The sequence below is a fragment of the Corallococcus praedator genome, assembly GCF_003612125.1.
Taxonomy (GTDB): Bacteria; Myxococcota; Myxococcia; order Myxococcales; family Myxococcaceae; genus Corallococcus; species Corallococcus praedator.
This window is the reverse complement of the sequence record NZ_RAWI01000172.1, coordinates 1-18881: the sequence shown is the minus strand read 5'-3', so window position 1 is coordinate 18881 and position 18881 is coordinate 1. Positions and strand designations below refer to the sequence as shown.

The window sequence follows — 18881 nt, the reverse complement described above, 5'->3', positions numbered from 1 at the left end:
CCGCCGCTCCGATGACCCGTCCGACTCCGCCGGCCCCCGCCGCGCAGGTGAAGGGCGGCACGCTGGTGCTGGATGCGAAGGCGTTCCCGATGCTCACCTCCATGGGCCGCAACCTGAGCCAGGCGGCGCGCGAGGGGAAGCTGGACCCGGTGGTGGGCCGCGCGCGGGAGGTCGAGGAGGTCATCGACATCCTGGGCAAGCGCCGCACGAACAACCCGTGCCTGCTGGGCGAGCCCGGCGTGGGCAAGACGGCGGTGGTGGAGGGCGTGGCGCAGCGCCTGCTGGGCCTGAGGGGCACGCTGGCGGAGAAGATCCTCGTCGAGCTGGACATGGCCACGCTGGTCGCGGGCACGCAGCTGCGCGGCTCGTTCTCCGAGAAGCTCAACGCGCTGAAGGAGGAGGTGCGGCGGGCCGAGGGGCGCGTGGTGGTGTTCATCGACGAGATCCACACGCTGGTGGGCGCGGGCTCCACGGGCGAGGGCCCGCAGGACGCGGCCAACGAGCTGAAGACGGCGATGGCGCGCGGCGAGTTCCCCTGCATCGGCGCGACGACGCACGACGAGTACCGCAAGTTCATCGCGGCGGACCCGGCGCTGGAGCGGCGCTTCACGTCGGTGACGGTGAACGAGCCGTCGGTCCCGGAGACGGTGGAGATCCTCAAGGGCATCATCGGGCGGTACGAGGAGCACCACGCGCTGCGCTACCTGCCGGAGGCGCTGGAGGCGGCCGCGTCGTTGGCGAGCCGCTACGTGACGGACCGGTTCATGCCGGACAAGGCCATCAGCGTGGTGGACCTGGCAGGCAGCCGCTGCCACCGCGAGGGCAAGCACCGGGTGGACGCGGCGGACGTGGCGCGGGTGGTGGCGAAGCTGGCGGGGGTGCCGGAAGAGCGCCTGCTGATGAACGACTCGGCGCGCCTGCTGCGGCTGGAGGACGACCTGTCGCAGCGCGTGATTGGCCACGCCGAGGCGGTGGGCCGCATCGCGCGGGTCATCCGGCGCAACTACGCGGGCTTCGCGTCGCGCCGTCCCATGGGCAGCTTCCTCTTCCTGGGCCCCACGGGCGTGGGCAAGACGGAGATGGCGCGGGCGCTGGCGGAGGTGCTGTTCGGCAACCGGGACGCGCTGGTGCGCCTGGACATGAGCGAGATGTCCGAGTCCCACGGCGTGTCGCGCCTCATCGGGTCGCCCGCGGGCTACGTGGGCTTCGGTGAGGGCGGGCAGCTCACGGAGCCGGTGCGCCGCCGTCCGTCGTCGGTGGTGGTGCTGGATGAGATCGAGAAGGCGCACCGCGAGGTGCAGATGCTGCTGCTCCAGGTGCTGGAGGAGGGCCGGCTGACGGACGGCAAGGGCCGCCACATCGATTTCTCGAACACGGTCATCGTGATGACGACGAACCTGGGCGCGGATGCGTTCTCGCGCACGGGCCGGGCGGTGGGCTTCGGCGCGGCGGATGCGGCGGCGGGGAACGCGCTGGACCTGGCGTCGGACACGGCGCGCAAGGCGCTGCCCCCGGAGTTGTGGAACCGCATCGATGAGCGGCTGCCGTTCCGTCCGCTGGTGGAGCTGGAGGTGGCGAAGATCGCCACGCTCATCCTGGCGGAGAGCAGCAAGCGGCTCGCGATGGAGCGCGGCATCGTCTACACGGCGGGCGCGGACGTGGTGGGCCACCTGCTCAAGTCGGGCGGCTTCGATCCGCTGCTCGGCGCGCGGCCGATGCGTCAGGTGGTGCAGCGGCTGGTGGAAGGCCCGCTGGCGGAGCGCATCCTCTCCGGTGAGTTCGGAGCGGGAGACCGCGTGCGCGTGGCGGTGCAGGCCGGACAGCTCCTGTTCGCCCGGGATGCCGCCTGACGGCGAAACGGCGAGCCCGGCAGGGACGCGCGGGTGATGGGGCGGATGCGTCCGCTCCGGCTCGCGCGGGACGCTCCACCGTGAAGGCGAAGCGAGTCCCCGTGGTCATCGTCGGTGCCGGGCGGCTGGGTGGAGCCCTCGCACTGGCGCTCCAGGCGAAGCGGTGGCCCGTGCGTGTGTATTCGCGCGACGACGCGGGCCGCGAGCGCACCCGGGCCCTGGGCTTGAAGCCCGCGACCCCCGCGGACTTGAAGAAGGCCCGCGTCTGCGTGCTCTGCGTTCCGGACGCGGCCGTGCCCACCGTGTCACAGGCACTGTCGAAGGAATTGCCGCGCACGGTGGCACTGGTGCACACCGCGGGGGCACTGCCGCTCTCCGCGCTGACGACGCAGCCGGGCCGGACGGTGGGTTCGTTCCATCCACTCTGCGCCGTGTCCTCCGCGCGCGATTCACTGGCGGGCCATACGGCCGCCATCAGCACGCGCTCCCCTGCCCTTCGCGCGGTGCTCCAGCGCATGGCGGAGGACGTGGGCTTCGCGGTGTTCGACGTGCCGGAGGCACACCGGGCCGCCTACCACGCGGGCGCGGTGCTGAGCGCCGGTGGACTCGTGGCCCTGGCGGACGCGGCGGTGGGCGCGCTGGGCGCCGCGGGCATCGAACCCGAAGCCGCGCTCCAGGCCCTGCTGCCGTTGATGCGTTCCGCACTTCGAGGCGTGGAGGCGCGCGGACTCTCGGGAGGGCTCACGGGCCCCATCGTCCGGGGAGACGCGGGCGTCGTCGCGGCACACCTCGCGGCGCTGCCCGGGGACATCGCTCCGCTCTACGCGCAGCTCTCACGGCGGGCGCTGCGGCTGGCTTCGGACCGGCTGCGCCCGGAAGTCCGCACCGCGCTGGAAGACGTGCTCGCGAAGAAGTGAAGCAGCCCCGCTCCAGGTCCTGCACGGACCGGAGCGGTGGCACTTCATGGCGCGCGTTCTGGAGTTCCCCGGACGCGCGCCCCACCCCACCAACTACGTGAGGATGATGCGCGAGCCCTGGAGGGCGCGGCGCACGATGGCCAGGGCCTGCTCGGACGCGGCCTCGGCCTCGGTGAGGCGGCGCAGGCAGACGTCGCCGGACACCGTCACGGAGCGCTTCAGGTCCGCCAGCAGCGTGAGCGCCGCCTGGAGCATCTCCTTGCCCTGCGGGGACTCCGCGGCCGGCTGGCCCGCGGCCTTGGACACGTGCGCCGTGAAGCGCTGCACCGCGTCCATCGTCGCGTTCGGATCGTACTTGTCCAGCAGCGGCTTCAGCCGGTCCGGGTTGATCCGGATGAGGCGCAGCGCGCCGACCTTCTGGAAGGCCGGGTGCACCAGGCCAATCTCCGACATCTCGAACGCGCCCAGCAGGCCCTCGTCCGGCGCGCGGTGCGCGTGCGGCACCACGTCCACGAAGAGCGCCAGCGGATCCGCGCCCTGCTTGAACGCCGCCAGCTCATCCTCATCCAGCGGCGGGAAGCTCGCGGGCGTGCCGATGAAGAGCAGCGGCAACACCACGTCGTGCCAGAACTCCTCCGGCGCGGACCCCGTGCCACCCACCGTGGCCACCAGGTGCGTCATCAGCTCCGCGAGCCGGGGGGCGCGCTCGGCCTGATCCGCCAGCGTCTTGCCCACTTCCATCCGCTGCAGCGACGTGACGATCTGCCCCTCGAACTGCTGGCGCGCTTCCGGCGGCAGCGGCGGCTGGGTGCGGCCCAGCGCGTCACGCACGTCGCGCGCGAGCACGTCCGTCTTCGTCTCCAGCGTCTGCTTCGCCTTGGCCGAGTCCACCACGATGAACTGGAGGAAGCCCGGATCGAACAGGCGCTGGTAGTCCTGGGGCGCCAGCTGCTGCGGCTGCGCGCCCAGGGGCTGCGCGGGGTTCGCGCCAAAGCGCACCTGCCCCAGCGAACGGCGGATGTCGCTGGCCAGGTCGTCCAGGCGCGTCAACTTGCCCTGCGCCAGCGCGTCCATCACCGCCCCGAACGGGGACAGCATGATGATGGCCTGGGGGAAGCCCAGCGACGCACCCTCGGGGGAGTCGCGGTTGGGGAACCAGAAGGCCTGGTGCTCGGAGATGAGGCGAATCGCGAAGCCGCCCGCGAGGCCCAGCGCCGCCGCCTGGTGCTCCGGCCGGTTCGGGTCGAACTTGCCGCCCAGGAGCTGGATGACCGACTTCTCCACGTCCGCCCACGGCGCCTTCACCAGATCGACAGGCTTGCCGTCGGCCTTCTCCAGCGCCGCGGTGAGCTGGAGCTGCGCGTTGTGGACATGCTGCGGAACGGGGAGCGCCTGAGGCTCGGCGGGTTCGGACATGAGAGGGTTCCTGTGAGAGAAGCGACCGCGATCCCTTACCGTGAAAAACGCGTTCGTGGCCACGATTTGTGGCCGCTAGGATGCACGCCATGTCAGCTTCCAGCGGGTCTGCCCGCCAGCCCGCCCTTCTCGCCTGCCTTCTCCTGCTGACATCCGGGTGTGCTTTCGTCGCACCCCGCTTCCCGCAGAACGTCCAGGCGTCGTTCGCCCGGGACGACATGCACAAGCTGACCACGCGGTCGCTGGAGCTGTACTACCCGGCCCACCTGCGTCCCACGGCCCTGCGCGTCGCGGCCCGGATGGAGGGCTGCGTGGACCGCCTGCGCGCGGACGCGTGGAGCAAGGCCGAGCGCAAGCGGGTCCTCGTCTACCTGACGAGCGCGGACTTCAACAACGCCTACGTCCAGTCGGAGTTCGCCAGCACGCCGCAGCAGATGGTGCTGCCGCAGCACATGACGCTGGAGCAGTTCAACCTGTTGGGGCTGGGTGAGACGGACATTGGCGACGTGGCGTGTCACGAGTCCGTCCACTACGTGCAGATGCAGCAGGTGGGCGGCCTCTGGAACCTGCTCAACACCCTGAGCGGTGGCCTCTTCCAGCCCAACATCTTCACCGAGTCCTGGTTCCTGGAGGGCCTGGCCACCTACTACGAGGGACGGCTGGGCAAGGAAACAGGCCGCCCCTACAGCCCCGTGTGGCGCGGCTGGTGGGAGGGCGCGGTGCAGGCCCGGCGCGGGGAGCTCAACGCGGGCTACCTGTCCCCCGAAAATCGGGCGCTGGAGCCGTTCGGCGGCAACTACCTGAGCGGGATGCACTTCGTGGAGTACCTGGCCCGCACGTACGGCGAGAAGCGCCTGTGGAAGCTGGTGGAGGAACAGGGCAACTCCATCGTCCCGCCCATCGCCGTGACGCTGCGGTTCAAGCGCGTGTACGGCAAGGACATCGGCTCGCTGTTCAGCGAGTACGAGCAGAGCCTCCAGAAGAACCTCCAGGTGCGCGAGCGCCCCGCCACGCAGCAGGTGGTGGTCCAGGACGCGGGCTACTTCTCCCGGCTCGCCGCGAACCCGCGCGACGGCAGCACGGCGCTCCTGAGCGTGGGCCGTGAGCAGATCACCCACCTCACCGTGCGCGAGCGCGACGGCCGCGAGCGCTTCAGCCGGGCGCTGGTGCAATTGCTCCCGGGGCGCAGGTGGGTGCTGGCCAGCCCGTCGCTCGCCAGCGGCATGACCTTCAGCCGCGACGGCGCCTGGCTGTACATGGTCGGAGCGGACGTGGACGCGGTGGGCAGCTACACGGCGAAGCTGTGGCGCGTCGATGCGCGCACGGGCGACGTCGTGAGGCTGTGGGACGGACTGGAGGGCATGGGCGGAGACATCAGCGAGGACGGCAAAAGCTACGTGTTCGTGCAGGTGCGCGGCGACGCGGCGAACCTCGTGCGCCTGGACCTGGAGTCGGGTCGGCAGGAGCGGCTGACGGACTTCCAGGCGCATACGGCGCTGGGCCCGCCCGCGACGTCTCCGGAGGGACAGCGCCAGGTGTTCCCCATGTCCGGCAAGGAGGGTTGGGATCTGGTGCTGCGCGAACCGGACGGCTCCCTGCGCTGGCTCACGCGCGACGGGCTCTTCAACTATTCGCCCCGGTGGCTGGACGCGGATCACCTCGCCTTCCTGCGCGAGCACGAGGGCCGGCTCCAGGTCCACGTGATGACCGTCTCCACCCGGCGCATCGCCCGCGTCACCGACGCGCCCCACCTGACGATGGACGTGGCGCCCGAGGGGGAGGACTCGGTCGTCTTCATCAACCGCGACGGCACGAACCTCACCGTCGACCGCGCGCCCCTCACCCAGGCCCTGGCCGAGCTGCGCACGGCGTCCACGCCCGTGGCCGAGGCGAACACCGCGCCCGGCGACGCGAATGCAGCGTCCCCTTCGACCGTTTCCCCCACCCCGTCGGGACTCGCGGGCGCACCGAACGCGCCCCCTCCGCCGTCAGGCACCCCCACCTCGGAGGCGTCGGAAGGCTTCGCGGACTTCCCCGGCCAAGGCACGGAGGGTGCCCTTCCCACCTCACCGGAAGCAGTCGCGCAGGTGCCCGCCGAAACGTCCGTGGCACCGCCGCTGACGTCCGACCCCGACAGCGACCTGGATGGGCCGGTGGTGCCGCCAGCTGTCGTGGGCCGCGACGTGGACGTGCTGTCGGACCAGCCCTACTCCACGCTGGAGGGCTTCCTCGTCCCGAACTACCGGCTGCCGTACTTCTACACCGTGCCCAACGACATCGACGGGGAGGACCCGTACCTCGCGGTCGGTCTGGCGTTGGCGGGTCAGGACCGGCTGGGCTTCCACGCGTATTCGCTGCTGCTGACGTACGACACGAAGGTGGAGCAACCCGGCGTGACGTTCGCGTACGGCAACGCGCAGTTGTCGCCCATCTACCTCCAGGTCTCCGCGTCGCGCATCCGCGAAACCAACCGCACCGACCTGCAGGCCACGGCGTTCGCGTCGCGCACGTTCTGGACGACGCCGGTGCAGTTCGGCGTGCTCGCGTTGGATCGCCGCTTCGACGCCACCGACCGCCGTCCCCAGCTCATCACGCGCCTCATCGGGCCGGAGGTCGCCGCGTCCTACTTCGCGGGCGAGGGCACGTCCTACGGCGGCACGCAGCGTGGCCTGGGGCTGTCGCTCAGCGGTGCTGTCTACCCCAAGGCCTTCGCGCGCGACTCCACAGTGGGCGACGTGCGCCTGGGCGTGGAGGGCTTCACGGGCGGCCTGCCCTTCACCGGCAAGGACAACTTCCAGCTCTCCGCCGTGGGCCGCTACCTGCCCGGCGCGCCCGACGGGCTGCTGGAGGTGGGTGGCATCCTCCCGGGCCAGGCCTTCTTCACCAGCCGCGACAGCACGGATGAAGGCTCGCTGCCCCTCCAGCTCCAGCCAGGCCTCGCGTTCACCGAGTACCTGCGCGGCTACGAGGACCACACCTTCAGCGCGCGCAACGTGCTCATCGGCACCGCGCGGTACCGCTACCGCGTCATCGTCGACTACGGCTGGGCCTCCACGCTGTGGGTGCTGCCGTCCCTCTTCGTCAGCCAGTTCGAACTGGAGGGCTTCGGGACCCTGGCGCGCACGGACAACCGGAACAACCACGGGGCGGTGGGCGGCTCCGCCACGCTGCGGCTCAGCGTGGGGCAGGCCTACGCCATCTCGTTCTTCTACCAGTACGCGCGCCGCTTCAACGACGGCCTGGGCGACCTGCACCTCATCGGCGCGACCTTCTGAGAATCAGAAGCCGACAGTTCAATCAATCCAGGCCATTCAAATCAGCCTCAGCCACCATTTCTATTCACGTTCAGCACGCATCTTCACGCGCTCAACATCGCTGCAAAATTTCTCCGCCTCGCTGCAAGTACGCCGAACATCGTTCAGCCTAGTTATAATTTTCTTTGCAAAACCAGCATATACTGGCGTCGATTTGAGTGGTCGCCCACTACTAGCCGCCTCAAGTTTGCCCTTTGCCAACAGATACTTCGCAGGATTTATGATCTCCTGCGGGTGAGCCTCGCGCGGATACAGCGCAGCGACAGCCCAGGCCTCAATCGCCATCGCAGGCAAAGCGATTACAAGCTCTACTGGCAACCTTCTCTTGGGCCAACCCAACCACCCTCGCACCTTGTCGCCAAGACGTTTGGCTTCATACGACGACAAGTCTTTAGGTGGGTTTTTTATCCCCGCAGCAATTGCAATATCAACATCCACAGCAACTACCAACAAATCAATGGGAGCGCCGATACCCGGATTCAAAACATACCCAAGATCGCTGGCATTCCTCTCACACCAAGCTCGAACTTCCGACCAACCCGCCGTCGCGGCAGCCGTCCTACGACCCAACTCATCGATCTCAGGCTGAAGTGGCAAGATCTCCTCAATATCCGGCCACAACTTCCGAACCATCGCCGCCAAAATTGGATAATCGCTAGACCCCTCACACACAATAGCAGCCACCCTAGATTGGCCGGACACGAGGCATCCCCCCAAGGCGACCACCAACCCACAGGCGGCTTATGGCATCGTCACCATGTTTCTTCTTCAACGAAAATATATCCTGGACCTCAATACGACTAATCTTTGTATGACCCTTTTGATCGCGCTGAACCGAAAACAACCGAACTCGCGAGTCATCAAGAGGGAGACCATCTAGCACCAGTGGATTGTGCGTAGTTAAAAAAGCCTGCCGCTCAGACAGCAGAACAAACTCAGTAAAAGACTTCGCCAAATCACGAGCAGCCGCCGGATTCAATGCCTGATCAAAATTATCAAGCGCAAAACACCTTGGCGACTGCGGATGCATCGCCAATACGAGCGCAAAAAGAATATAAAGAGCGCCCTCGCTGGCATCATATCCGGACAAGGTATCCCCCCCGTCCCTCATGTACCTATCATTAAACGAAACAACCTCACGCATCGTCGGAACGCTTGGCGATATAAATGCCCGCGAAGGCTCCGCAACCCTGAAATCCTTGGCCCAATCAATAAACTGGAGAGCCGCTTGTTTAATTTTGTAGAACTTCTTTTTCCCACCAACGCCCAATAGCGTCGACAACGCCTCCGGCAACTGCCCTCCATATAGCCCTACAGGACTTCGCGGCGCACTATCTGGGGCAATACCCCTCAGAACTGGCGTCACCGGGGCAAAAATCGCATAGTCGTCGAGCGTCTGAAGAAAATCCCGCACGGCCTTTGGCGTTGCTTGATTGGCTCGAGCCACTGCCGCGACACTACCGTGAGTCTCCAGCCTCAATGACTTACCAACAAGCCGCGCACCATTTGGCCCACGAGAAGCAACACTCTTCTTCTCATCCCGCAATGTCTCATGACTGAAAGACCAATACGGCTTGGGAGGATTGCTTCTGTTTGAAATTGACGATTTATAGGCCGCTTTGGACTGAGCCTCAACCTCGATACTAATCCCCCCATGGTGCTTGCCCGGAAACGAACTGCGATAAAGCCTCGGCACTCCAGGTCGAACACCTCGACGAAGAAGCGCCTGATCATCGACCCGACCAGACGCAGCAGCCCCAATCAAGCCAATTGCCTCCAACAAATTGCTCTTGCCAGCACCATTGGCTCCGATAAAGACGTTTACAGATCCAAAATCAACCGTCACCTTCTCTAGCGACTTGAATCGTTCGACAGTAATCCGGGCAATATGATCACCCGGACCAACTTTCTTTTCTTTGCTGACAGCTTGTCGTTTCCTCACTTTACGAAACCTCCTCCAACGAAAGCATTGTCCTCAAGTTTCCCAACAATTCTCGGTCAGCACATCGTCATGCCAGTACTGGACGATTGAACGTACAATAGTCGACGGCTGCCGTCCCTCTTCGTCAGCCAGTTCGAACTGGAGGGCTTCGGGACCCTGGCGCGCACGGACAACCGGAACAACCACGGGGCGGTGGGCGGCTCCGCCACGCTGCGGCTCAGCGTGGGGCAGGCCTACGCCATCTCGTTCTTCTACCAGTACGCACGCCGCTTCAACGACGGCCTGGGCGACCTGCACCTCATCGGCGCGACGTTCTAGTTCACTCCGCCCGGACGCGCGGGATGGCCAGCCCGAACAGGCCCGCCTCGCGCGCCACCTTCAGCACCCCCGCCGGCACCAGCTCCGACGGCTCCATGCCGCGCGCCAGTTGCTCGCGAACCTGCGTGGAGGACACCTCCGCCAGGGGCGGCCCCACCGTGTTCGGCGCCGGATAGCCCGCGCGGTAGAGCACCAGCACGCGCGCCATCTGCTGGATGCGGTCGAAGTCCTTCCAGTGCGGCAGGTCCCTCAGGATGTCGCTGCCGATGATGAGCGAGAACTGGATGTCCGGGTGGCGCTCCACCAGGAACGCCAGCGTGTCCACCGTGCGACCGCCGCCGCCCACCTCGCGCTCCACCTGGCTCGTCTGGAGCCAACCGGAGGTCTCCTGACAGAGCGCGTCGCACATGCGCACGCGCTGCTCGAAGGACTCCAACTGCTTGCCGAACGGATGGTGGAACGAGGGCATCAACCAGACGGCATCCACGCCTTGCGTCGCGTGCACGTAGGTGGCCGCCATCAGGTGGCCCACGTGCGGCGGGTTGAACGAGCCTCCAAGCAGCGCGACCTTCACGGCGGGCCTCTTACTTGACGGTGAGCTTCGTCGAACGCGAGTCGACCTGGAGCACCTGCGGCGGCAGCACCAGGTGCCCATCCAGACGGAACGCGGAGAAGCTCAGGTTGCGCTCCGCCTTCTCCAACAGGCCGCACGTCTGTTCCGCCGCGCCCACCAGCCGGCCCGGCGTCACGAAGTAGCGCGGGCCAATCTGCACCACCTTCGGCTCCGGCTCCTTGCCGTGGATGAACACCAGCGCGTTGAGCAGATCGTCCCGCACCAGGTCGTTCTTGTCGTGCACCACGCAGCAGAGCGTGTCCCCCACCAGGTCCATGGCCTTGTTGGGCACGTTGGGGTCCCGGTACGCCAGCGACTCGCGCTCCGGCACGCGCACGAAGCGCTCCATCACCAGCCGCCGGTCGTCCTCCGACGCCACGTCCGCGGGCGCCGCGCCGTACGCGGGCGTGCGCGGCTTGCCCTCCTGGGGCGCCACCAGCCACTGCGTCACGTCCGCCAGGAAGTCGGAGTCGGAGTACTCGCGCCCGCCCCGGCTCTTCTGGCGGCGCCACAGCACCCACTCATCCAGGTCCGTGTAGCGCGCGCCGGTGAAGAGGAAGCGCCGGGCGCCCTTGGCCCGCAGCAGCTCATAGGCCGCGTCGAAGGCACCCAGGTCGCCATGCGTATCGGAGAGGACGCCAATCACGGGGAGGTCACCGCCCCACAGCGTACAGCAGGGCGGGCTCCCGGTGCTTCCGGAAGGCCTCCGTCTGGAGCGCGAAGCCCTCCAGCATCCGGTCCAGGCTCCACCCCTCCTCGATGCCACGACGCACCTGGTCGGTGCCGCACAAGAGGTCGAACGCGGGCACGTCCTCCACGAACTCGTACGCGTCCGCCCGCCAGTCGAAGTGCTGGGGACCGATGTCGTGCAGAGCCTGGAAGATGGCGATGCCCGTGCGCAGCGGCTGGAAGGCTTTCCGGTCCGTGACGTGGATGAACGCCCCGCTGCACGACTCGCCCTTGTACTTGTCGAACGTGGGGGTGAAGCCCACCGGCCGGAAGGCCACGCCCGGCAGGCGCTCCTGGTCCAGCCGCGCGAGCAGCGCGTCGGTGTCCACCCACGGCGCGCCGAACTGTTCGAACGGGCGGCAGGTGCCGCGCCCCTCGGACACGTTGGTGCCCTCACCCAGGCACATGCCCGGGTACACGAGCGCGGTGTCCGCGGTGGGCATGTTGGGCGACGGCGGCAGGAACGGCAGCCCCGTGTCGCTCCAGTGCATGTCGCGCGTCCAGCCCTCGCACTGCACCACCGTGAGGTCGCAGCCGAAGCCCTCCTGCGAGTTGAACAGCCGCGCCAGCTCCCCCGCCGTCATGCCGTGGCGGTTGGGCAGCGCGTACAGGCCCACGAAGGAGCGGAAGCGGTCCCCCACGAGGTTGCCTTCCAGCGTCACCCCGTCCAGCGGGTTGGGCCGGTCCAAGACGTAGAAGGGCACGCGCGCGTGGGCGGCGGCCTTCATGGCCAGCGCCATGGTGTAGACGTAGGTGTAGTAGCGGCTGCCCACGTCCTGGATGTCGAACACCAGCGCGTCCAGGCCCTTGAGCCACTCCGGCCGCGGCGACAGCGATTCGAAGGTGGAGCCATAGAGGCTGTACACGGGCACGCCGGTGCGCCGGTCGCGCGCCTCGTCCACGGCCACCATGTACTGGGCCTCGCCGCGGATGCCGTGCTCCGGGCCGAAGAGCGCCGCAAGCGTCACGCCCTCCGTGCCGGCCAGCAGGTCCGCCAGGTGGCGGAAGCGCGAGTCCACGCTGGTGGGGTTGACGATGGCGCCCACGCGCTTGCCCTTGAGCGCGGAGAAGCCCTGCGCGGCCCACACATCCAGTCCCGTCTTCACCTTCGTCACGGTCATCGCCTCGTCCCGTCGCACGCGCGTCGCGTGATCGCGGGAGGTCAGTTGGCGTCCAGGCGCTTGAGCGCGCCTTCAGCGGCCTTCTTCGAATCGCAGTTGGAGCGCAGGAAGCCCCCGGAGCGGCCGTCATCGTCCCCGCCATTCTCGGCCAGGCTCTCCAACGTGCTTCGCGCATCCTTGAGCTTCAGGTCCGCCGCCGCCCTCACCGCGGCGACGCGCGTCCAGCAGTTCTCATGCTCCAGCAGGTCGACGATGCGCGACACGGCGTCGTCACTGCCCTTCTTCGCCGCCTGGCCGTACTCGCCCAGAGCGCCCGACACGTCGCCCTGGGCCTCCGACAGACGGCCCGTCAGGAACAGGCGCCGGGCCGGATCCTTCTCCGCGTCGATGTACTTCTGCGCCTCGTTGGAGCGCCGGGTCTTCTCCATCCCCGCCGTGCCTTCCACCGCGTGGATGGCGCGCAGGGGTGCACCCCGGATCCACAGCAGCCCCACGACGCCCAGCAGCAGCACGCCCACCGCCGCCGCCACCATCAGCCACTTCCTGCGCTGCTCGGGCGCCATGCGCGCATGAGCTTCGAGCCCACGGGCCCAGAGGGCGCTGCCCGCCGAGTGCGCCTGACGTCCCAGCACCGTGGCCTTCTGGCCCACCACCACCGCGCCCACCGCCGCCCGCTGCCCCAGCACCACCGCGCCACCGGCCGCGCGCTGGCCCAGCACCACCGCGCCGCTCGCCGCCTTCTGGCCCAGCACCACCGCGCCGCCGGCCGCGCGCTGGCCCAACTGCGCCGCGCCCTGTCCGAATTGCGCCGCGCCCTCCGCCGCCCGCTGCCCCAGGGCGCTCAGGTCCATGCCCTCCTCGGACACGCGCGACAGGGCCAGGTTGCCGAACGGCGGCAGCGAGGACGCCTCCGCTTCCGACACCACCAGTCCCGGCGACGGCGCCTCCACCCGGTACGGCGCGCGCGGCACGCGGAAGACGCGGATCTTCCCGGGGATGCCCTTCAGCTCGAAGGAGCCCACCTCCTGCGACGGCACCTCCGCCTTGTTCATGGCCAGGTAGACGGCCTCCGTGAAGAAGACCTCATCCGCGTCGGTGATGCCCTCCACGCGGGCGGCGATGTTCACCGGCTCGCCGAAGATGTCATTGGCCTCCACCCGCACCTCGCCCACGTTGACGGCGACGCGCACGTGGAGCTGGTCATCCGCCGGGAGCAGGCGGTTGTGGTGCCAGAGCTGATCCTGGATGGCGATGCCACTCAGGACGGCCTGGGTGGGGGATTCGAAGGTGACGAGGAACGCGTCGCCAATGGTTTTGATGATGCGTCCACCGAACGCCTTGAACAGCGGCGCGAGCAACGCCTCATGCACCTGGAGCAACCGCTGATTCTCTTCCAGCGTCTGCCGACTGGTGCGTTCGGTGAAGCCCTTGATGTCGGTGAAGACGATGGCGAGGTTGGCGGTCTTCAAGGCGGGCGCAGTGTATGCAGCGCGTCGCGCGAAGCAATCGCCACGGCCAGGACCTCCAAAGAGCGACCGGCCGGATTGTCAGCGCTTCGATGGTTTGAGCACACGCATGGATCGCTTCTCCGGGGCCGTGAGCTGCGCCCTCACCTTCGCGGCGAGCTGGGGCCTGGCCGTCCGGTCGTAGAAGGCGGCCAGCGTGCGAAGGACGCCCGGGTTGGTCGGCTGGGCGTCCCGCGCGGCCAGGAACTCCCGCTCCGCGTCCAGCGCCCGCCCCTGCTTTTCCAGCACCGCCGCCAGTTGCAGGCGCACCTGCACCCACGCGGGCTTGGACTTGGACAGGGGCCGGTAGTGCAGCTCCGCCTTGAGCCAGTCCCCCACCTGGGCCCAGAGGCCCGCCAGCCGGAAGCGCGCGTCGTCATAGGACGGGCGCAGGCCCACCGCCTTCTCATAGGCGCGGATGGCGTCGAAGGGGGCGCTGCGCTCCTCCAGGAGTTGTCCCCGCAGGAAATGGACCCGGGGGTTGTCCGGGGCTTCCCCCAGGGCCGCGTCCAGGTGCGCCTGGGCCCGGTCCAGCTCCGGGGCGCTCCCTGCCTTGAGCAGCAGCCGCGCGGCCTCCAACCGGGGCAGCTCCCACCGGGGCTGGGACAGCACCAGCCGCTCCAGGGCGGCCAGGGCCCCCGCGTCGTTCCCGGCCGTCTCCAGGGCCAGGGCGTCCGCCAGCGGGTTGGGAGCCGCCGGGGCCACCTGGGCTGTCAGGACCGGGGAGGCCGGTGCGTCGGAGGCGCCCGTCAGCAACGCCGCCACGAGAACCCACATCATGCCCGGCAGATAGCAGAGCCAGGCGGGCCACCTCAACACTTCCCCTTGACGGACCCCCGGCCGCGCATGAAACCCATGACCGTGCAGATCTCCCAAAGAACGCTGGAAGACCTTGGTTTCTCCGAAGTGCTCCGTGCGCTGACGCAGCGCTGTCGAACGGAGCCAGGAAGGGAGCGGGTGCTTGCCCGCCCGTTCCACGACACCGAGGCGGAAGTCACCGAAGCGCTGGCCCTGGTGGAAGAGGCCCGCTTCCTGTCGCAGCAGCAGTTCTCCCTGCCCCTGGGCGGCGTGACGGATCTGCGCACCGCCGTGGGCCACGCGGAGAAGGGCGGCATCCTGGAGCCCCGCCAGCTCATCGACGCGGCCCAGCTGCTCTTCGCCTTCGCCAGGACGCGGGAGGCCCTGGACGAGCGCCGCGAGAAGGTCCCCCGGCTGGTGGAGATCTCCCGGCGCCTGCCCTTCCTGGAGGCGATGGCGCGCCGCCTGGACCAGTGTTTTGAACCGGACGGTGAGATCTCCGACCGCGCCAGTCCGGAGCTGAAGGAAGCCCGGGACCGGGCGCGCGGCCTGCACCGGCGCATCAAGACGCGGCTGGACGAATTGCTCCACGACGAGTCGTTCATCCCCAAGCTGCGGGAGAACTACTACACGCTGCGCAACGGGCGTTACGTGGTGCCGGTGGTGTCCAACTACCGCTCGGAGGTGGACGGCATCGTCCACAACGCCAGCCAGACGGGGCAGACGCTCTTCATGGAGCCGCAGGCGATGGTGGGCCTGGGCAACGACCTGGCCATCGCGCAGTCGGAGGTGTCGGAGGAGGAGCGCCGGGTGCTCCAGGAGCTGAGCCAGCTGGTGGGCCGTGAGTCCACGCGCATCCTGGAGGGCCTGGAGGCGGTGGCGGAGCTGGACGAGGTGGAGGCCATCGCCATCCTCTCCGCGGACCTGGACGCCACGACGCCCACCTTCGTGGACGTCACGGAGCTGCAGCTTCGCGGGCTGCGCCACCCGCGCCTCGTGCTCAAGGGCACGGAGGTGGTGTCCAACGACGTGGCGCTGACGGGTGGCGCGCGGGCGCTGGTGGTGTCCGGCCCCAACGCGGGCGGCAAGACGGTGACGCTGACGGGCGTGGGGCTGTGCGCGCTGATGCTGCGCGCGGGCCTGCCCGTGCCGGTGGCGGAAGGTTCGCGGATGCCGCTGTACCGCTCCGTGCACTCCACCGTGGGCGACGCGCAGGACCTGACGCAGGGCCTGTCCACGTTCAGCGCCCACGTCACCCTGCTGCGCGACATCCTGGCGGTGGTGGGCCAGGACTCGCTGGTGCTCATCGACGAGATCGCGGCGGACACGGATCCGCGCGAGGGCGCGGCCATCGCCATCGCGGTGCTGGAGGAGCTGCTGGGCAAGGGCGCGTATGCGCTCGTCACCACGCACCTGGAGGAGCTCAAGGCGCTGGCGCACATGGATCCGCGCTTCCTGAACGCGCGCGTGGGCTTCGACTCCAAGCGGATGGCGCCCACGTACCGCTTGCAGATGGGCGCGGCCGGCCAGTCGTCCGCCATCGACATGGCGGCGCGCGTGGGCCTGCCCTCGAACGTGTGCGAGCGCGCGCGGGAGCTGTCGCTCAACGCGGGCGGACCGCTCACCAAGGCACTGGCGGCGGCCGAGGATGAACGGCGCAAGCTCTACGAGGAGCTGGAGAAGGCACGCATCGCGGCGAAGGAGGCGGAGGCGCTGCGCGCGGACCTGGAGAAGCAGAAGGTCGCCTTCGAGCGCGAGCGCAAGGGCCGGATGATGCAGTTCAACGAGGACGTGCACTCGGCCAGCGAGCACGCCGCGCAGGAGGTGCGCGACCTCTTGACGAAGCTGCGCTCCGAGCAGAACGAGAAGGCGCTCTCCGAGGCGCGCATGCAGTTGCAGCAGCGCGCGGACGAGGCACTGAAGCGCGCGGCGGCGGCCAAGGCGGAGCTGTTCCAGGTGGAGGCGCCGGGCCCCGCGAACCTCAAGGTGGGCGCGTGGGTGCACCACTCCGGCCTGGGCCGGGACGTGGAGATCCTGGAGCTGACGGACGGGCAGGCGGTGGTGTCCGCGGGCGGCGCGCTGAAGATGCGCGTGCCGACGACGGAGCTGTCCGGCCCTCGCGGACGCAAGCCCCAGCAGACGAAGTTCCCGGAGCGCCAGAAGGGAGACGCGGCCCTCAAGCGCGCGGCCTCCGCGGCGCCCGCGCAGGTGGATGCCACGAACTTCCGCTGCGACGTGCGCGGCATGCGCGCCGACGACGCGCTGTCGGAGCTGGAGCGGTTCCTGGACCAGGGCCTGCGCCGGGGCGAGGAGGCCGCGTTGATCATCCACGGCCACGGCACCGGGGCCCTCAAGCAGACCATCCGCGACCACCTGGCCGCGTCGCCCTACATCCGCATGTTCCGCCCCGGAGAAGGCCATGAGGGCGGAGATGGCGTGACCGTGGTCGCACTGCGCGGCTGACGGACGTACCTCGGGGAGTCGGGGTCCACCGGGCCCCGCTCCCTGTCGTCAGTCCCGTCCACCCTACCCTCCGGGACGGCATTCGGAGTGTGACGGTGTGTTGGGTAGAGTACGAGCCATGTATCGGCTCTGCCTGCTGGGATGCGTGTTGTTGCTGGGCGCCTGTCGCGAGAAGGCCCCGGACGAGGGCGCGCTCCGCCTCACCGTGAAGTACAGCGCGTCCCATCCTCCGGCCTGCGTGCGCGTCGAAGTCCAGGATGCCCGGGGCCACAAGGAAGGGACGGACATCCCCAAGAGCCAGTTCCAGGAGCGCGACGAGCAGGAACTCCGGGTCGCGGTGCTCCGCAAGGCGGACTGGGAACAGGCGCTGAGCATCACGGTGTCCTCGTTCGACAAGGACGAAGCGGGCCGCTGTGCCGGCAACGAGGTGGAGCGGCGCGCCAGTGAGCAGCCCGTGCCCGTGCCGCCGAAGAAGTTCTCCCAGTGGACCCTCCAGCTCATGGCGGCGGACGCGGACGGCGACGGCCATCTCGCGGGGGCCACGTGGGACCGGCTCGCCGACTGCAACGACAACGACGCGGCCTACCACCCCGGCGCGAAGGAGACGTGCGGCGGCACGGTGGACTTCAACTGCAACACGCTGACGGGGTGTCAGGAGCCGGGCTGCCGCGCCGAGGCCTGTGATGACGGCAACGCCTGCACCCAGGGCGACCACTGCGAGGGGGAAGGCAAGGCAGCCAGCTGCGTGTCCGGCACCCCCACCCAGTGTCAGCAGCCGGGCAATGTCTGCGCCGCGCGCATGGCGTGCCAGCCCACCACCGGCCTGTGCGAACCGGGCGCACTGCCGCAGGGGACGGTTTGCGACGATGGAAACCCGTGCACGCTCGGGGATGCGTGCAGCGCCGGCGCCTGCGCGGGCACCGAGCGCCAGTGTGCCGCGGGCAGCGACATCTGCCGAGAGAGCGGAGGCACCTGCAACCGGGACACGGGGCGCTGTGACTACAAGCCCCTGCCGGACACGGCGACCTGTGATGACGCGCTGGCGTGCACCACGCCCGACCGCTGCGATGGGAACGGAGCCTGTGTCGGCACACCCACGGCGTGCGCGGCCCCGGCCCAGTGTCTGCGGATCGCGCAGGTCTGCACCACGGGCGCGGACTGCCGCTACGAAGCGGATCCCGCGAAGCTCAACACACCGTGCACCGCTTCGACGGGCGCGCCGGGCGTGTGCCTGCCGACCGGTGCGTGCAGTCCGTTCCCCTACCCGACCTCCAACTTCGATCCGAACACCATCGCCGCGGCGGACATCCAGGGGCTCAAGACCACCGGCAACGTGACCTTCAACTCCGACACCCTGACGTGGAACCCGGCCGGCACCGTGCAGAACTCCGCCCTGCTCAAGTACAAGATCCTCCCCCAGAGCACCGGCGTGACGGATGCGGTCCTGCTCCCCGTGGCGACCCTGGACCTGGGGGGCTCACTGACGCTCGTGGGCGCGCGCCCCGTCATCGTGGCCGTGTTCGGGGATGCCGTCGTGAATCAGCCCATCTTCGCCAATGGCACCACGACGGTGGCCGGAGCGGGCGCCCACCAGCAATGCGGCACCGCGACCGGAGCGAACGGGGAGTTCGCCAACCGGAAGGGCGGCGGCGGCGGTGGCGGTGGCAACGGCACCGCGGGCAAGAGCGGCGGTCGCGGCTACGACGATGGTGGACTCCCGGGCGCGGCCGGCCTCACCCGGGCCTCGGCCACGGTCCCCCTGGTCGGAGGCTGCCCGGGTGGCGAGGGAGGTGGCCTGGGCGTCGCGATTCCAGGCAAGGGCGGAGCGGGAGGCGGCGCCTTCCAGCTTTCGGTCGCGCGCACCCTGACCGTGTCGAAGCGGATCACCGCCAGTG

Annotated in this window: 14 protein-coding genes; 6 read left to right on the top strand and 8 right to left on the bottom strand. The window is 68.9% G+C overall.

Annotated elements, in window-relative coordinates; genetic code table 11:
* Together D7Y13_RS21820 and D7Y13_RS21815 are read left to right on the top strand one after the other, a co-directional pair.
* A partial coding sequence (locus D7Y13_RS21820; RefSeq protein ID WP_244222365.1) for an AAA family ATPase occupies nucleotides 1-1850 on the top strand: 1850 nt, incomplete at its 5' end.
* Between the two features lie 80 nt (nucleotides 1851-1930).
* Nucleotides 1931-2767 (top strand): Rossmann-like and DUF2520 domain-containing protein, encoded by an 837-nt coding sequence (locus D7Y13_RS21815; protein ID WP_120584978.1) that lies wholly within the window; start codon nucleotides 1931-1933, stop codon nucleotides 2765-2767.
* Between the two features lie 93 nt (nucleotides 2768-2860).
* On the opposite strand, the gene D7Y13_RS21810 is transcribed toward D7Y13_RS21815, so the two are convergent.
* Nucleotides 2861-4183 (bottom strand): hypothetical protein, encoded by a 1323-nt coding sequence (locus D7Y13_RS21810; protein ID WP_120536063.1) that lies wholly within the window; start codon nucleotides 4181-4183, stop codon nucleotides 2861-2863.
* Nucleotides 4184-4272: 89 nt separating this feature from the next.
* On the opposite strand from D7Y13_RS21810, the gene D7Y13_RS21805 reads away from it, so the two are divergent.
* Entirely contained in the window at nucleotides 4273-7458 is a 3186-nt protein-coding gene (locus tag D7Y13_RS21805) for a hypothetical protein (RefSeq protein ID WP_120584979.1), read from the top strand.
* Nucleotides 7459-7518: 60 nt separating this feature from the next.
* Here D7Y13_RS21805 and D7Y13_RS45290 read toward each other — a convergent pair whose 3' ends face one another.
* Together D7Y13_RS45290 and D7Y13_RS21800 are read right to left on the bottom strand one after the other, a co-directional pair.
* The gene (locus D7Y13_RS45290; RefSeq protein WP_147444429.1) at nucleotides 7519-8199 is read right to left on the bottom strand and encodes a hypothetical protein; all 681 of its coding nucleotides are present in this window, start codon (nucleotides 8197-8199) and stop codon (nucleotides 7519-7521) included.
* Nucleotides 8183-9439 (bottom strand): AAA family ATPase, encoded by a 1257-nt coding sequence (locus tag D7Y13_RS21800; RefSeq protein WP_120584980.1) that lies wholly within the window; start codon nucleotides 9437-9439, stop codon nucleotides 8183-8185. The genes D7Y13_RS45290 and D7Y13_RS21800 overlap by 17 nt, the downstream gene beginning before the upstream one ends.
* A gap of 192 nt (nucleotides 9440-9631) precedes the next feature.
* Here D7Y13_RS21800 and D7Y13_RS48730 point away from each other — a divergent pair, with 192 nt between their 5' ends.
* Nucleotides 9632-9757 carry a hypothetical protein gene (locus D7Y13_RS48730; RefSeq protein WP_255425935.1) on the top strand — a complete coding sequence of 42 codons (126 nt, stop codon included), beginning with the start codon at nucleotides 9632-9634 and terminating at the stop codon, nucleotides 9755-9757.
* Nucleotide 9758: 1 nt separating this feature from the next.
* Here the strand turns inward: D7Y13_RS48730 and nadD are convergent, their stop codons facing one another.
* The 5 genes from nadD to D7Y13_RS21775 form a co-directional block, all read right to left on the bottom strand.
* Nucleotides 9759-10331, bottom strand: coding sequence for a nicotinate (nicotinamide) nucleotide adenylyltransferase (nadD, locus tag D7Y13_RS21795; protein ID WP_233595794.1), 573 nt, complete (start codon nucleotides 10329-10331; stop codon nucleotides 9759-9761).
* 10 nt (nucleotides 10332-10341) lie between these two features.
* Entirely contained in the window at nucleotides 10342-11016 is a 675-nt protein-coding gene (locus D7Y13_RS21790; RefSeq protein ID WP_120536060.1) for a hypothetical protein, read from the bottom strand.
* 7 nt (nucleotides 11017-11023) lie between these two features.
* Nucleotides 11024-12214 (bottom strand): exo-beta-N-acetylmuramidase NamZ family protein, encoded by a 1191-nt coding sequence (locus D7Y13_RS21785; protein ID WP_120584984.1) that lies wholly within the window; start codon nucleotides 12212-12214, stop codon nucleotides 11024-11026.
* A gap of 47 nt (nucleotides 12215-12261) precedes the next feature.
* Nucleotides 12262-13689, bottom strand: coding sequence for an adenylate/guanylate cyclase domain-containing protein (locus D7Y13_RS21780; protein WP_120536059.1), 1428 nt, complete (start codon nucleotides 13687-13689; stop codon nucleotides 12262-12264).
* Between the two features lie 78 nt (nucleotides 13690-13767).
* A complete protein-coding gene (locus D7Y13_RS21775) occupies nucleotides 13768-14505 on the bottom strand; it encodes a tetratricopeptide repeat protein (RefSeq protein WP_120584981.1) in 738 nt (245 codons plus the stop codon).
* Nucleotides 14506-14580: 75 nt separating this feature from the next.
* Between D7Y13_RS21775 and D7Y13_RS21770 the strand changes: the two genes are divergently transcribed.
* A complete protein-coding gene (locus D7Y13_RS21770) occupies nucleotides 14581-16986 on the top strand; it encodes an endonuclease MutS2 (protein ID WP_120584982.1) in 2406 nt (801 codons plus the stop codon).
* 118 nt (nucleotides 16987-17104) lie between these two features.
* Nucleotides 17105-18881 (top strand): putative metal-binding motif-containing protein (locus D7Y13_RS21765; RefSeq protein ID WP_120630766.1); only part of this gene is annotated, 1777 nt, incomplete at its 3' end.

Coding starts and splice junctions, on each gene's coding strand:
- D7Y13_RS21805 (WP_120584979.1), top strand. CDS start 4,273: ATGTCAGCTTCCAGCGGGTCTGCCCGCCAGCCCGCCCTTCTCGCCTGC.
- D7Y13_RS21810 (WP_120536063.1), bottom strand. CDS start 4,183: ATGTCCGAACCCGCCGAGCCTCAGGCGCTCCCCGTTCCGCAGCATGTC.
- D7Y13_RS21770 (WP_120584982.1), top strand. CDS start 14,581: ATGACCGTGCAGATCTCCCAAAGAACGCTGGAAGACCTTGGTTTCTCC.
- D7Y13_RS21775 (WP_120584981.1), bottom strand. CDS start 14,505: ATGATGTGGGTTCTCGTGGCGGCGTTGCTGACGGGCGCCTCCGACGCA.